General features: G+C 61.3%; 12 protein-coding genes. All 12 read right to left on the bottom strand.

Annotation, left to right across the window (positions count from 1 at the left end):
• Positions 1 to 61 precede the first annotated feature (61 nt).
• The 12 genes from WBQ96_RS23705 to WBQ96_RS23650 all read right to left on the bottom strand — a co-directional run bounded on the left by WBQ96_RS23705 (position 62) and on the right by WBQ96_RS23650 (position 13,784).
• Entirely contained in the window at positions 62 to 2,149 is a 2,088-nt protein-coding gene (locus tag WBQ96_RS23705; RefSeq protein ID WP_336553869.1) for a putative bifunctional diguanylate cyclase/phosphodiesterase, read from the bottom strand.
• A 178-nt stretch (positions 2,150 to 2,327) separates the two neighbouring features.
• The gene (locus tag WBQ96_RS23700; RefSeq protein WP_165120678.1) at positions 2,328 to 2,786 is read right to left on the bottom strand and encodes an NfeD family protein; all 459 of its coding nucleotides are present in this window, start codon (positions 2,784 to 2,786) and stop codon (positions 2,328 to 2,330) included.
• 21 nt (positions 2,787 to 2,807) lie between these two features.
• Positions 2,808 to 3,761 carry an SPFH domain-containing protein gene (locus WBQ96_RS23695; protein ID WP_336553867.1) on the bottom strand — a complete coding sequence of 318 codons (954 nt, stop codon included), beginning with the start codon at positions 3,759 to 3,761 and terminating at the stop codon, positions 2,808 to 2,810.
• Between the two features lie 127 nt (positions 3,762 to 3,888).
• Positions 3,889 to 5,100, bottom strand: a complete 1,212-nt coding sequence (locus WBQ96_RS23690) for an NAD(P)/FAD-dependent oxidoreductase (protein ID WP_336553865.1) — start codon at positions 5,098 to 5,100, stop codon at positions 3,889 to 3,891.
• A gap of 61 nt (positions 5,101 to 5,161) precedes the next feature.
• Complete coding sequence (gene hemH / locus WBQ96_RS23685) at positions 5,162 to 6,220, bottom strand: ferrochelatase (RefSeq protein WP_336553863.1); 1,059 nt, start codon at positions 6,218 to 6,220, stop codon at positions 5,162 to 5,164.
• A 144-nt stretch (positions 6,221 to 6,364) separates the two neighbouring features.
• On the bottom strand, positions 6,365 to 8,410 hold the full coding sequence (locus WBQ96_RS23680) for a 5'-nucleotidase C-terminal domain-containing protein (protein ID WP_336553861.1): 2,046 nt from the start codon (positions 8,408 to 8,410) through the stop codon (positions 6,365 to 6,367).
• 136 nt (positions 8,411 to 8,546) lie between these two features.
• Positions 8,547 to 9,800 carry a phenylacetate--CoA ligase family protein gene (locus tag WBQ96_RS23675; protein ID WP_336553860.1) on the bottom strand — a complete coding sequence of 418 codons (1,254 nt, stop codon included), beginning with the start codon at positions 9,798 to 9,800 and terminating at the stop codon, positions 8,547 to 8,549.
• Between the two features lie 28 nt (positions 9,801 to 9,828).
• The gene (locus WBQ96_RS23670; protein WP_336553858.1) at positions 9,829 to 10,509 is read right to left on the bottom strand and encodes a zinc metallopeptidase; all 681 of its coding nucleotides are present in this window, start codon (positions 10,507 to 10,509) and stop codon (positions 9,829 to 9,831) included.
• A gap of 23 nt (positions 10,510 to 10,532) precedes the next feature.
• Positions 10,533 to 10,919, bottom strand: a complete 387-nt coding sequence (locus WBQ96_RS23665; protein ID WP_165120672.1) for a hypothetical protein — start codon at positions 10,917 to 10,919, stop codon at positions 10,533 to 10,535.
• A gap of 93 nt (positions 10,920 to 11,012) precedes the next feature.
• On the bottom strand, positions 11,013 to 12,458 hold the full coding sequence (locus WBQ96_RS23660; protein WP_336553855.1) for a homospermidine synthase: 1,446 nt from the start codon (positions 12,456 to 12,458) through the stop codon (positions 11,013 to 11,015).
• A gap of 106 nt (positions 12,459 to 12,564) precedes the next feature.
• Positions 12,565 to 13,500 carry a heme-dependent oxidative N-demethylase family protein gene (locus WBQ96_RS23655; RefSeq protein WP_336553853.1) on the bottom strand — a complete coding sequence of 312 codons (936 nt, stop codon included), beginning with the start codon at positions 13,498 to 13,500 and terminating at the stop codon, positions 12,565 to 12,567.
• Positions 13,497 to 13,784: a YciI family protein gene (locus tag WBQ96_RS23650; RefSeq protein ID WP_336553851.1), complete on the bottom strand. Its 288-nt coding sequence runs from the start codon at positions 13,782 to 13,784 to the stop codon at positions 13,497 to 13,499. Before WBQ96_RS23650 ends, WBQ96_RS23655 begins: the two co-directional genes overlap by 4 nt.
• Positions 13,785 to 13,812 lie beyond the last annotated feature (28 nt).

Here is a 13,812-nt window from a genome sequence, read left to right as displayed (position 1 = left end):
AACAAAAGCTTAGAGCGAAATTGCAATTCAAGTTAAGAGTCATTTCGCTCTAAGACAGACCCTACGCGCTCAGCCGGCGGCCGATGCGAGCCGGCGGCAGGCGGCCCGAGGAGGGCTCCGCGACATCATTGGCGATTGCCGGGCCTTGCCGGAATATCTGGTTCAACGGCTTGGGGCGGCCGAGGAAAAAGCCCTGTGCCTCGTCGCATTGTTCGATCCGCAGAATGGAGAGCTGGTCGTCGGTTTCCACGCCTTCGGCGAGCACCGGGATATCGAGGCTTTTGCCCAGCGTCAGCACTGCGCGCACGATCGCCTTCGCCTGAGGGCTTTGCTCCACCTCGCTCATGAACGAGCGGTCCAGCTTGATCTTGTCGAACGGGAAGGATCGCAAGGTGTCGAGCGAGGAATAGCCCGTTCCGAAATCGTCGAGCGCGATCGTCACGCCGAGCGCCCTGATCTGGCGCAGGATATGAAGCGTGCGGGTCTTGTCGGCGATGATTGTGGATTCCGTGATCTCCAGTTCCAGCCTGTTCGGCGACAGGCCGGTTTCGAGCAGGATCTCGTGGACAAGCTTCGAAAGGTCGGCGTGGGCGAACTGTACCGGCGAGAGGTTTACCGCGATCTTGTAGGGCGTCTGCCATGAAACGGCCTGTTGGCACGCCGTACGCAGCACCCATTCGCCGATCGCGAGGATAAGGCCGTTTTCCTCGGCGATCGGGATGAATTCCGACGGCGGGACCGAGCCAAGCTCGGGGTGGTTCCAGCGCAGGAGCACCTCGTAGCCGCGAATATCACCCGTCAGGACCGAGGTCTGAACCTGATAGTAAGGTTCGAGCTGGTCGAGTTCGATGGCGCGGCGCAAATCCTGAGCCAGCGCCCGGCGTGCGCGCGAGGCTTCGTCCATCTTCGATTCGTAGAAGCACACCGCCCGCGTGACCTCGGCCTTCGCCCGGTACATTGCAAGATCGGCATTGCTTATCAGCCGGCCCTGGTTGTCGCCGTCTTCAGGATAGATCGCGACCCCGATGCTGGCGCCGGTCGAGGTCTCGAAATCGTCGATGCGGATCGGCCGGAACAAGGTGCTTTCCAGCCGCGAGACGAAATCCAGAAGGTCGTTCTGTTCGCTGAAGCGCTTGACCGCCGCGAACTCGTCACCACCCACGCGGGCTATGAATTCACCGTCCTTCAAAAGCCGGGAAAGCCTGCGAGCGATGGTTTTCAATGCCTGGTCTCCCGCGCTATGGCCGCGAAGATCGTTGATCTCCTTGAAACGGTCGAGGTCGATGCCGAGAACGGCCACCTTGACGGAATCTTCCTGGGCACGTTCGAGCTCGTTTTCGAGATAGCTGCCGAAGCTCACGCGGTTCGGCAGGCCGGTCAGCGAATCGTTATGCGCCAGATGCTGGAGCCGCTGGAACGTTTCGAGGCTGGAGCGCGCGTCGATCAGATAGCTTGCGATGCCCGTGCCGGCGATGATGAAGCCAACGCCTGCAACTGCAATGGCCATCGCCTCAAGCACGTCAGGGTCGGTGCCGGCGGCTCCGGTCAGCATCGGCGTGACCGAGACAGCCGCCATTCCGGTGAAATGCAGGCCGACGACGGCGAGAACAAACAGGCCGAGGGAAAGATGGGCGGAAATCGGGAAAGAACGGCGGACAGCCTGGCCGATCGCCAAGGCCGAGAGGACCGCAGCGATAGCGATCGATGCCACGACATAATCGGCGTTCCATTCGACGATGCCGTCAACGCGGTAAGCCATCATGCCAGTGTAATGCATGGCCGAAACTGCAAGCCCGACGGCTCCGCCGCCAAGTTCCGGCGCGAAGCGCTGCGTCCGAATGAGAGCGATCGTAAAACCGTAGGCGCAGCCGGCAATCGCGATGAGAAGGGAGGCCATGGTCAGCATCGGGTCGAAGGTGACCGGGGCTTCCGCCTGATAGGCGAGCATTGCTATGAAATGTGTGCACCAGACCGAAGAGCCGGCAGCTACGGCCGTGAGAAATATCCAGCCGCTCTTCTGCAAGCCCTGCCGTTCGCCAGCCCGTCGAAACAGTCCAAAGGTGACCCAGCCGCCACTCACGCATATCAATGCCGCCAAAAGGACGAGCCACAGATTATGCTCCGTGGCAATGCACGAAATGACGCTCATGGAGAGGGACCCCCGTCCGACGAATTTCCACGTGACAGTCAGACAACCTGAGGTCTCACTTCACCGCGCGTAAAGTAGCTAGAAGTTGACTACAAATGGTAAAAAAGACCGTGACGGTCATGATTTGCGTGATGACGCAAGGGAAGACGCGAGAAGGTGAGGGCGCCTGGAGCCGGTGTCAGGCGATCTCGACGACCAGTTCGGAGTCTTCCACGGCCGTGACCCGCACGCGTGCGCCGACAGGAAGGTCGGGCCCGGAAACACGCCACATCGTGTCGCCAAGCTGTATGCGGCCACGGCCTTCGGTGATCGGTTCGGTCAGTGTGGCTGTCCGGCCAATCATCTGTTCGCTGCGCCGGTTGAGCAATGGCTGGTCGCTCTGGCTGTTGCGACCGGACATGACCCGATTGCCGAGATAGGCTGAAACCAGCGACAGCAGCAGGAAGACGATGACCTGGGCCTGCCAGACCCAGATGCCGGCATCCCAGATCAGCAGGGAGATCGCGCCGACGATCAGCGCGGCGATGCCGATCCACAACAGGAAGACGCCGGGAACAACGATCTCCAGCGCGAGCAGGGCAAAGCCCAGCACCATCCAGTTCCATGGGCCCAGTTCGGAGAAAATGCGTTCAAGCATGTTCGTTGTCCCGCGCCGGTATCACTTCTGGTCCGGTGCGCGCGTAACCGGCGGCCGCGATGACTGACGCTGGGCGCCAGCCGTGCCTTCGCTTCTGAACACTTCCTGAGCGATGGCGCCAATGCCGCCAAGCGAACCGATCAGCGACGATGCTTCGAATGGCATCAGCACGATCTTGTTGTTGGCGGACGAACCGATCTTGGCCAGCGCCTCGGTGTATTTCTGCGCGACGAAGTAGTTGATGGCCTGCACATCGCCCTTGGCGATGGCTTCCGACACGACCTGTGTGGCGCGCGCCTCGGCCTCGGCGGAGCGTTCACGCGCCTCGGCGTCGCGGAAGGCGGCTTCCTTGCGGCCTTCGGCTTCCAGGATCTGGGACTGCTTCAGGCCTTCAGCGGCGAGAATCTGCGCGCGCTTGTTGCGCTCGGCCATCATCTGGCGGCCCATCGATTCGACGAGATTTGCCGGCGGGTTGATATCCTTGATTTCGACACGCGTGAGCTTGATGCCCCATGGGTGGGCTGCCTCATCGACCACCCGCAGCAGGCGTTCGTTGATCGCGTCGCGGTTCGACAGAAGCTCGTCGAGGTCCATCGAGCCCATGACGGTACGGATGTTCGTCATGGTCAGGTTGAGGATGGCGTTCTGCAGGCCGGACACTTGATAGGCGGCCTGCGGTGCGTTCAGCACCTGATAAAAGGCGATGCCGTCAACGGCGACGATGGCGTTGTCGCGGGTGATGATCTCCTGCGTCGGCACATCCAGAACCTGCTCCATCATGTTCATCTTGGCGCCGATGCGGTCGATGAAGGGGATGATGAGGTTGAGGCCCGGCGAGAGCGTCTTGGTGTAACGGCCGAACCGCTCGACGGTGTAATTATATCCCTGCGGCACCGTCTTGATTCCCGTAAACAGGACGAGAAGAACAAGGATAACCAGGATCGGGATCAGGACGTCGAGACCGGTGAACGGCATGCAGCTCTCCCTCAGATTCGGCGCGCGGCGCGGCAACATCGATGCAGCCGGCCATCACGAAAACACTTAAGGGTGTTTCCTCGCGGTTACAATCGCGTGATGGTTGATTGTTTCGGCAGGCGTCGCGTCAGTTGCCGAAAGCGAAAAGCGATGCGTCGGTATCGCTTGCGCCTTCAAGCGCCGAGACGATGATTTCCGACGCTATCTGCGAGTAGGTTATGCCGTTTCCACCATAGCCCATCACCGCAAATATCCGTGGGTGCTGCGGTATCGTTCCGATATAGGGAAGGCCGGTGCTTGTGGTGCCGAAAGAACCGGCCCAGGTGAATGCCGGCTCCGTGTCCAGTTGCGGGAACAAGACTTTTAGCTTCGCTGCGATCCGCGCCGATTTGACGCCGATCAATTGGTCTCGTGTATCCTCGTCGGAAAACTCCTCGTCTTCGCCACCGCAAATGACGCGGCCATCATTTGTCGCGCGCATGTAAAGATAGGGGTCGGACGCTTCCCAAACGAAGGCCTGATCGCGCCAGAGCGAGTTCTTCTGCGGTTTCGTTGCGATTGCCCAGGTGGAGATGATCTGGTGCCTGGCCGCCGGCACGATATCGGTCAGTTCATAGCCTGTTGCCAGAACGACATGTTTCGCGGTGATCGTCGGACCGTGCGCCGAGGCTGCGACGACGTTTTCGCGGGAGGTCTCCATGCCGGCTATTTCGACGGGCGCGTAATATCGAGCCTTGGCCTCAAGCGCCTTGAGAAAGAGCCCGGCCGCAAGCTTTCTCGGATCGAGCGCGAGATTGTCGCGGCTTATGATGGCACCGTCGCGGTCGATGCCGAACGCATTCTGAAGTGCGGCCTTGGTGAGATAGGTTGAGTGGATGCCGGCAGCGCGGCGGGCTTGAGCTTCCTCGCGGAGCGCTGCCGGGCCAAGCACATTGCCGGCGAGATAAAGCGAAGGTTTTGGCGCGGGGCTGCATTTTATGGCGAGTTCTTCGATGCGTGCGCCAAGGTTGGCGACCGCGAGTTTCGATCGCCGCCATGCCTGCTCGGCCTTTGCCTTGCCGATTTTGGAGGCGAGTGTCGCAAGCGGCTGATCGACCTCGAATTGGACAAGGGCTGTCGTGGCGGATGTTGAACCCTCGAGCGGACCGCGTCGGTCAACGCAGACGACGGAGCGTCCGCTCGCGGCCACGGCCTGTGCAATCATTGCCCCGCTGATGCCCATGCCGACGATCAGGACATCGGTTTTCACATCTCGCATCAGCTTTTGCGTCGGAACCGCGGGCGAGCGGTAGGCGAACCAGACGGGACGGCCGGTTCTCAAGTCAAGCTTGCGGTTCATGGAAGGGTTTTCTCCGGAAGGGGCGGTCGTCAACGCCGCTCCGACCGGGGAGTTCCCGTCGTCACACCCAGCCGGACAATTCGCGCCGCACCATCGCTTCGATCACCGCCATCCCGTCATTGCTGTCGTTGAGGCAGGGGATATGCGCGAAGTTCTTTCCGCCGGCATGGTGGAAGATTTCCGAAGCCTCGACCGCGATTTCCTCCAGCGTCTCGATGCAATCGACGGAAAAGCCGGGATTGACCACGGCGATCGATTTCACGCCTTCGCGCGCCAGCTTCTCGACGGTCTTGTCCGTATAGGGCTGCAGCCATTCCTGCGCGCCGAATCGAGACTGGAAGGTGCTGATGAGCTTCTTCTCGTCCCAGCCCAGACGCTCGCGCAGCAGCCGCGTCGTTTCCAGGCAATGAGCCTGATAGGGGTCGCCGCGATCCGAATAGGGTTTTGGGATGCCGTGATAAGAGGCGAGAATCACCTCCGGCTCGAAGTCCAGCGTCGCAAGATGGCGGGTGATCGAATTCGCCAGCGCATCGATATAGACCGGCTCGTCATAGTAAGCCGGAACGCTGCGGATGGCCGGTTGGTCGCGCATCTTCATCAGCGCGCGAAACAGTTTGTCGTTGGCCGTGGCGGTCGTTGTCGCCGAATATTGCGGATAAAGCGGGAAGGTCAGGATACGCGTGCAGCCTTGCTCGACGAGGCGCTTGGCGACGCTTTCGGTAGAGGGATTGCCGTAGCGCATCGCCCAGTCGACGACCACTGTCGGCAGATCGGCCAGAGCCTCGGAAAGCCTTTCGCTTTGCGCGCGCGTATAGGTTCGCAGGGGCGATTCGTTACGTTCGGTGTTCCAGATCTTCTTGTAGTTCGCGCCCGATTTTTTTGGCCGCGTCGTCAGCACCAGCCCGTAGAGGATCGGATACCAGATAGGCTTCGGCAACTCGATGACGCGCGGGTCGGACAGGAACTCGCGCAGGTAACGCCACATCGGCCCGAACTCGGTGCCGTCGGGCGTGCCGAGGTTGAGAAGCATGACGCCGATCTTCAGCGGCTTGATCGCAGAATCAGGCGCATGGCTCGTTGTGGTGTTCTCAGCTTGTGTGGTCACGTTTTTCTGGTTCATTCGGCGTTTCTCCCGCGCAGGCGGAAACTAGCGGCAGACGCCGGGAATTCAATGCAACGTCTGGCCGCAGGCAATTGGATACCCCCAACGAAAAAGGCCCGCCGGCGAACCGAGCGGGCCTTCCGAAAAGATTGTACCGCGAAATCAGTTCGCAGCGGGGATATTCAGTGTCGCACCGACGGGCAGATGCTTTGGCGTGTATTTCGAGTTGGCCTCGGCAATCCGCTTCCACTTGAAGCCGTCGCCATAGACCTTCTGGGCAATGTCCCAATAGGTGTCGCCGGCGACGATGACATGACTGTCAGGTGATGCCGCCGCGGCAGTGCCGGCTGCAGGCGCAGTGGTTGTGGCAGGTGCAGCCGCGGTGCCTGCTGCCGGCGCCGTCGTCGTGCCGCCGTCGACCTTCGGTGCCTGGTTGGCGATGTCGCCGGAGGCGGCCGGCATGTCGGGCAGCTTCACGTCGCCACTGGCGGCAGGCGCAGCGCCGGTTGCCGGTGCAGTGGTGCCAGCGGCTGGCGCGGTCGTGCCTTCGGCCGGCTTCGTCGTGTCGGCGGGTGCAGTTCCCGCGGGTGCTGCGGCTTGCGCGATTTCGGTGATGCGGCCTTCGAGTTTCGGCGTGTAAGGCTGATGGGCGCCGAGATAGTCCGCAACCACCTGCTCCAGTCCCGGACCGTAGTCATAGGCATTCTTGGCCTTCTCGGCGAATATCTTGTAGCCGTCGCCGCCCTGGCGCACATAGTTGTTGGTGGCGACCGTGTAGTCCTTGTCCGGATTGATCGGCGCCCAGGCGCCGTTCTCCATGACTTCGACCGACTTGATGCGGCCTTCATTGGGGGCGCCCGACCTGTCGAAGGAGTATTTCAGCCCGGCTACCTGCGCGAAGCGCCCAGCGCCGTCGTCGATCTGGCTGACGCCGTTCTCAAGCGCGGCGATGAGATCCTTGCCGGCAATCTGGAAGGTCGCGATCGTGTTCTGGAAGGGCAGCACGTTGAGAACTTCGCCCATCGTGACCTTGCCGCCGTCGATCGAGGCACGCAGGCCGCCACCGTTGGTTATGACGATCTCGACGCCCTGGCCTTTGACGCGATCCAGCACCGCATCCGAGACGAGGTTGCCCATCGCGCATTCCTTGGTGCGGCAGGTTTCGCGGCTTCCGTCGATAGCGGCTGCCGTTTCTCCGACCTCCTTGCCTTTCAACTCCTCGATCGGAGCGCCGAGTTCCTTGATGCGGGCAAGCACTGCCGGATCGGGCGTGATCGATTTGTCGAGGAAGATAGGGTCGCCGTTGGCTTCCTTGATATTGCCGTCATCATCGAACACTACTTTGAACTCGCCAAGATATTTCGAATAGGAAGCCGCCTGCACCACCGCCACCTTGTGGCCGTCCGGATTGTCGACCATCGTCGGGTAGGGGCCTTCGGCCTTGGGGTCGGTGTTGGACAGAAGCGAATGGCTGTGGCCACCGACGACGACGTCGATGCCCGGGATCTTGGCGATGACGTCGCGCTCGCGCTTGTAGCCGATATGGGTGATGGCGATGATCTTGTTGACGCCCTCAGCCTTCAGTTTCTCGACCTCGGCGGTGATCGCCTTGACGTCGTCCTCGATGGCAATGTTCGGGCCGGGCGAAGCCAGATCCGGCGTATCGTTGGTGATGCCGCCGATGAGGCCGATCTTCTGGCCGCCAACCTCGACGACCATCGACGGCTTGAACTTGCCGGCAGCGCCCGACTTGTCGTTCGGCACGACATTGGCGCTGATCACCGGGAACTGAGCCTTGTCGAGAAAAGGCACCAGCGCGCTCTCACCGTCGTCGAATTCATGGTTGCCGAGGGTAACGGCGTCCAGCTTCATCTGGTTGAGGAATTCTTCTTCCGCGGCACCCTTGTAGGTGATGTAGAACAGTGAGCCCTGGAAGCTGTCGCCGGCATTGAGCAGCAGGACGTTCTGGCCGTCCAGCTTCTTGCGTTCCTGGGCGATGGCCGTGATCAGCCGTCCGGCGCCGCCTATGCATTCGCCCTTGGTCTCTTCCTCTGCCGAGCAGGTCGATTCGTATTTGTTGTTGCCTTCGATACGGCTGTGCCAGTCGTTGAAGTGCAGGATGTTCAATGTGTAGTCGGCAAAGGATGCCCCGGTCGAAAGGGCGAGCGCCGATGCGGAGAGCGCTGCGGCAGCGACGAGCTTCTTCATTTGGTGTCTCCCGAGTGATCCTGTCGGAGGCGTTTAACGCCAGTCCTTGACCGTTTTTTAACACGGCTCGCGGGCATGTTCACATTGCGGTTTGGCGGATGCAAGAGGAATCCAGCCATAGTTGGCGGTGTGCCGATTATTTCGCGTAGTCGCGTTCGTCTGCAATTATCTTGCCGTCGTTGGGCAGCGAGCCCGGCATAGCGATCTGCACGTCGCCGCCGAGCTTGGTCACGTCGCGAAGCGAGGCTTCGAGCGCTTTCTTTTCCGCTGTCCGGCCATTTGCCGGCTCGACATGCAGCACCATCGTGTCGCGTTCGCCGTCACGCCCGACGACCAGACGCGCCTTGGCGATCTCGGGATGGCGCCTGACGATGTCTGCGACCTGCTTGGGATCGACGAACATGCCCTTGATCTTGGTGCGCTGGTCGGCGCGGCCCATCCAGCCCTTGATCCGGGCGTTGGTTCGGCCGCATGGCGAAGCACCTGGCAGGATCGCGGAGAGATCGCCAGTGCCAAGGCGAACCAGCGGATAGGCGGCATTGAAGCCGGTCACCACGACCTCGCCGACCTCTCCGTCAGGAACAGGGTCGCCGGTACCGGGGCGCACGATCTCGATGATGACATGCTCGTTGATGATCATGCCGGGGAGGGGTGTTCCATCGCCCGCAGCACTTTCATAGGCGATGACACCGAATTCGGCCGTGGCGTAGCATTGCAGGACGTCTATTCCGCGCTCGCGGTATTCGGTTCGCAGCGACGGAAAGAGCGCGCCGCCGGACACCAATCCTCGGCGGAAGAACGAAAGATCCTTGCCGGCATCGGTTGCTCGATCAAGCATGACTTTCAGGAAATCCGGGGTGCCGCAATAGACGCTCGGTTTGAGGCTCGCTGCTGCCTCGACCTGCATGTCGGTATTGCCGGTTCCTGCCGGGAACACGGTGCAGCCGAGCGCACGGGCACCCTCGTCGAGGATGAAGCCGCCTGGTGTCATATGATAGGCGAAGGCGTTGTGAACGATATCGCCGGGGCGGATGCCGGCGGCGAAGAAGGCGCGCGCGGCAGCGCCTTGATCAGCCTTCAGCCCCTGAGGCTCCCACAATGGGCCGGGCGACTGAAAAACGCGGCTGCCTGCGAGTGCTGAGGGATCGGCAAAGCCGCCGAAGGGCGGGTCGGCCATTTGAAATTCCATCAACTCGGCTTTTCTCAGTACCGGCAGAGTGGCCAGCGCCTGCCTGCTGGTGATGGCCGAAAGGTCGACGCCGTGCAGCCATCGGGCAAGGCCTGGGGCGGCTTTCGTGGCGGTTTCGAGAAAGCGCGGCAGCGCCTCGAACAATGCCTTTTCGCGATCGGCCGGGGCCTGGGTTTCGGCCGTATCGAAAAAAGCAGTCATCGCGTTCTCCCTCCGCGTTGCGGCGGGACTATCGCAAGACTCTGATCCAGCGCGCAAGGTTGAACAGCGATATCAGCGCACCGGCAAGATAGGTGAAGGCTGCGGCGCGCAGGACATGGCGGGCTGCGGGCATATCGCGCTCGTTCAGATATTTGCCACGCCGCAGAATTGGCAGGGCCTTGCCGAAACTCGCATCGAATTCGACCGGCAGCGTGACGAGGTGGACAATGGCGCGTATTGCCAGCATGCCGACGCCAAGCCCGAGACATGCCAGGAAAGCGGCCGGAGTGCGGAGGAGCGCGGCAAGGATAGGTGCGCCGATCAGGATGACTGATGCGATCTTGTCGGTGGTTATCGCCAGAACAGCCAGCCTGTGGCGCAACGCCAGCATCTTCTCGCCGCGACCATCCTGCAAGGCGTGGGAAACTTCGTGTGCTGCAATGGCGACCGCGGAAACGGACCTTCCGTCGTGGTGTGCAGGCAGCAGCCTGACGGCCTTCGCCTCTGAATCATAGTGATCGCCGAGTTCGGTCGTCTCTACCTTGACGTGGCCAAGGTCCAGTTCATCGAGCAGGTGACGGGCAAGCTCACCGCCGGTGCCGGGAAAATCGGGACGATCCTTGCCATGGCGCGCTATGATCGCCCGCACCCAAAGCTGCGGCACGAAAACAATCGCGGCCAGCAGGACTATGCCGATGACCGCGATCAAAGCCCGCCCTCAGAAACGCTGGCTCAGCCGACCGCCGGGCGCCGTGTCAGCACGAACTGCTGGCCGCCGGAGCTGGTGCAATTGAGCTGGTTGGCGGCGACCATCGAGCAGTTGACGTTGCTGGTGGTCTGGCGGATCAGCGAGCGCATGGTGATTTCCACATTGCGGTTATCGGCCATGCGATAGCTGCCTTCAGCCAGCTTGTTGCCCGTGTCGAGCGCGTTGGTCTGGAAGGTGCCACCGGCAAAGCGCGAAACGGCAACGCCATCCGTGCTCATCCATTCGCCTTCGACGCCTTGCGGGGCCGCCGCGAGAGGCCCGCCACCCGGCCCAGAGCTGACGCAGCCAGCCAGAATGGCTGCGGTTGCGGCAATAGCTGCCGCCGAAAACAGTTTGCGCGCAATCGTCATGATAAAATTCCTTCCTCGGTCCGCAATCAAGCAATCACCCGATTTCCGGGCGATTGCAAGGGCTTGAGGATAGCAGAGACTTATGAAAAAGGGTTAACGTACCAGTATGTTACGGAACTGCCACGGGTCCTTGGTGTCGATGTCTTCTGCAAACAGGCCCGGACGGCCCTCTAGAGGCGTCCAGTCGGTATAGTAGCCCTTCACCGGGCCCAGATAAGGCGACTGCACTTCAAGGCAACGTGCGAAATCCATCTCGTCGGCTTCAACGATGCCGGCTTCAGGGTTTTCGAGCGCCCAGACCATGCCGGCCAGCACAGAAGAGCTCACCTGCAGGCCGGTCGCGTTCTGGTAGGGGGCGAGCTTGCGCGCCTGCTCCAGCGTCAGCTGCGAGCCAAACCAATAAGCATTCTTGTCGTGGCCGTAGAGCAGCACGCCGAGCTCGTCCGAGCCGTCGACCAACTCGTTCTCGTCAAGAACATGCTGCACCGGTTGCGCCTTGCCGGCGGCGCCGAACATCTCGTCCAGCGAAAGCAGGGCGTCGTTGCAGGGATGATAGGCGTAGTGGCAGGTCGGGCGATAGGAGACCTTGCCCTTCTTGTCGAGCACGGTGAAGAAATCGCTGATCGAGATCGCCTCGTTATGTGTCACCAGCAGGCCATATTGCGGGCCGGTGGTCGGGCACCAGGTGCGCACGCGGGTGTTGGCACCGGGCTGCTCGAGAAAGATTCCGGCCTTGGAGCCCTTCTTGTGCTTACGGGCGTTTTTCGGGGTCCATTTTTCATTGGTGCCCCAGCCGAGTTCTGCCGGCTGCAGGCCCTCGGAAATGAAGCCTTCCACGGACCAGGTATTCCAGAACGTATTGAACGGCTTGGGAGTCTTTGCCCGCTGGGTATCGCGCTCGGCGATGTGGACGCCCTTGACGCCGGCCTTCTTCATCAGCTTCGCCCAGCCGTCGCGGTCGTCCTGCGCCGGCGTGGCGAATTCGAGGCCAAGATCGGTGGCGAGGTTGACCAGCGCCTGCTTGACGAACCAGGAGACCATGCCCGGATTGGCGCCACAGGTGGAAACGGCGGTGGGGCCGCCCGGATGCTTGCGCTTTTCGGCCAGCAGCGATTCCCGCAGGGCGTAGTTGGTGCGCGAGGCGTTGTCGGCCTTGTCGTCGAAATAGAAGCCGAGCCACGGCTCGATGACCGTGTCGATATAGAGAACGCCGAGTTTGCGGCACAGGCGCATGAGCTCGACAGACGAGGTATCGACGGAGAGATTGATGCAGAAGCCGCGGCCTTCGCCCTCGGTCAAGAGCGGGGTCAGGAGGTCCTTGTAGTTCTCCTTGGTCACAGCTTCGTGCAGGAAGGTGATGCCGCGCTCATCGAGCAGCTTGCGGTCGGTGTCGCGCGGGTCGATGACCGTCATGCGCGACTTGTCGAATTTGAAATGGCGCTCGATGAGAGGGAGCGTTCCGCGGCCGATCGAGCCAAATCCGATCATCACCACTGGGCCTGTGATCTCACCGTAAACGGGCCATTTTTCTTTCGCCATTCTTCAAAACGCTCCTTGTTTCACGCCTCCGGAAGGTATTTCGGACGGTCGCCAGAGTGCCAGATCACAGATCGGCGTCACAATAAAGAAGATTCCGCCAATAGAGTTAGGACGCAACCGCCATCTGGCCCAACATCGCGACCAGCCGATCGCGGTCGGCGCTGAGCCCCTTGTAGTCGAGCTGGGCCTGGTCGAGACCGGCAAGCTGGCCGGCGAAGGAGGCGGCCAGTGTTGCCTTTTCAGGGTGTTTCACCAGCGCCGAAAGCGGGTTCAGGTAGATGCGGATGGTGAAGAGGATATCCTGCGATTTCGGCAGTTTGCGCAGGGTCTGGCGCTCGACGCGGATGAAAGCCTGTGCGGCGATCTCGTCCTCGGAAAACTTCGAAGGCTGCATCGTGGTACGGTCGATGCGCTGCCGTTGCGAGATAGGATGATAGAGCGCGTCGCCGGCCTGCAGCGACCAGTTGAGGCGCTCGACGGCCTGCCCCTGCAGCCTGTCGAACATGCGCTCGATCAGTTCGGCGGGCCGTGTGCCCGACCCGAAGCCGGGCACCGGCTCGTGGATCTGGTGCAGCGGCTTGCCGAATTTTTCCGTCAGCGACCATGATGACGGGAAGCACAGCGACCCGGCGACCAGCCGCCAGCCGTCTTCGCCCTTGCGCATCAGGATGAGGTCTTCGGGGACGAGCAGCGAGGCGGTGCGAAGGGGAGGCGTTTCTGCCGCGTTCAACGCGATGCGTCGTCCGAGCGTCGGAATCTCGATGGTCTCGCCGATACGTCGATAGGTTTCTGGAAAACGATGCGGCAGATAGTCAGACAGAAGGTCGAGCACCTCGCTCTGGGCCTCGCGGGTATCGGCTTCCTCGACGAAGACTTTTTCCGGCAGCGTCTCGTAGAGCCGATCTTTCTCGGCGAGATAGATTTCGAGATCGCCGTCGATCTCGATCCATTCATGCGGGTCGAGCGGCTTCAGGCCGATCGTGAAGGGCTGTGATGAGCCGTCATAGGGCGTGTGAGTGAGCGAAGAGCTGGACGAGGTCATGCTTCCCTAAGTGCTTCGAGCCCTGCGCTGACAGTGGTTGCGACAAATTCGGTCACGTCATAGTCGGCGACATTGGCAATGGCGAAAGGGTCTTCCCGCAAGCGTTTATCGAGAACTTCGCGGGTGCATCGCGCCAGGATAACGCCGCCGGTACGCGGTTTCTTGGCGCCGGATGCGAGGAAGATACCTTCGTCAAAGCAGGCTTTGACCCAGGCCATGTGCGCATCGCGATGCTGGTCGATATCGGTCAGCGGGGCGGTGTAGGTCAGGGAAACGACGAACATTCTGGTCTCCGGATTTGTGGGCAAACAA

The sequence above is a fragment of the Mesorhizobium sp. CCNWLY176 genome, assembly GCF_037153935.1.
GTDB classification, from domain to species: domain Bacteria; phylum Pseudomonadota; class Alphaproteobacteria; order Rhizobiales; family Rhizobiaceae; genus Mesorhizobium_M; species Mesorhizobium_M zhangyense.
Note: the sequence above shows the minus strand (reverse complement) of the source record. Positions and strands in the feature narration are given on the sequence as shown.

Coding starts and splice junctions, on each gene's coding strand:
- WBQ96_RS23655 (WP_336553853.1), bottom strand. CDS start 13,500: ATGACCTCGTCCAGCTCTTCGCTCACTCACACGCCCTATGACGGCTCA.
- WBQ96_RS23650 (WP_336553851.1), bottom strand. CDS start 13,784: ATGTTCGTCGTTTCCCTGACCTACACCGCCCCGCTGACCGATATCGAC.
- WBQ96_RS23695 (WP_336553867.1), bottom strand. CDS start 3,761: ATGCCGTTCACCGGTCTCGACGTCCTGATCCCGATCCTGGTTATCCTT.
- WBQ96_RS23705 (WP_336553869.1), bottom strand. CDS start 2,149: ATGAGCGTCATTTCGTGCATTGCCACGGAGCATAATCTGTGGCTCGTC.
- WBQ96_RS23675 (WP_336553860.1), bottom strand. CDS start 9,800: ATGACTGCTTTTTTCGATACGGCCGAAACCCAGGCCCCGGCCGATCGC.
- WBQ96_RS23680 (WP_336553861.1), bottom strand. CDS start 8,410: ATGAAGAAGCTCGTCGCTGCCGCAGCGCTCTCCGCATCGGCGCTCGCC.
- WBQ96_RS23700 (WP_165120678.1), bottom strand. CDS start 2,786: ATGCTTGAACGCATTTTCTCCGAACTGGGCCCATGGAACTGGATGGTG.
- WBQ96_RS23660 (WP_336553855.1), bottom strand. CDS start 12,458: ATGGCGAAAGAAAAATGGCCCGTTTACGGTGAGATCACAGGCCCAGTG.
- WBQ96_RS23690 (WP_336553865.1), bottom strand. CDS start 5,100: ATGAACCGCAAGCTTGACTTGAGAACCGGCCGTCCCGTCTGGTTCGCC.
- hemH (WP_336553863.1), bottom strand. CDS start 6,220: ATGAACCAGAAAAACGTGACCACACAAGCTGAGAACACCACAACGAGC.
- WBQ96_RS23665 (WP_165120672.1), bottom strand. CDS start 10,919: ATGACGATTGCGCGCAAACTGTTTTCGGCGGCAGCTATTGCCGCAACC.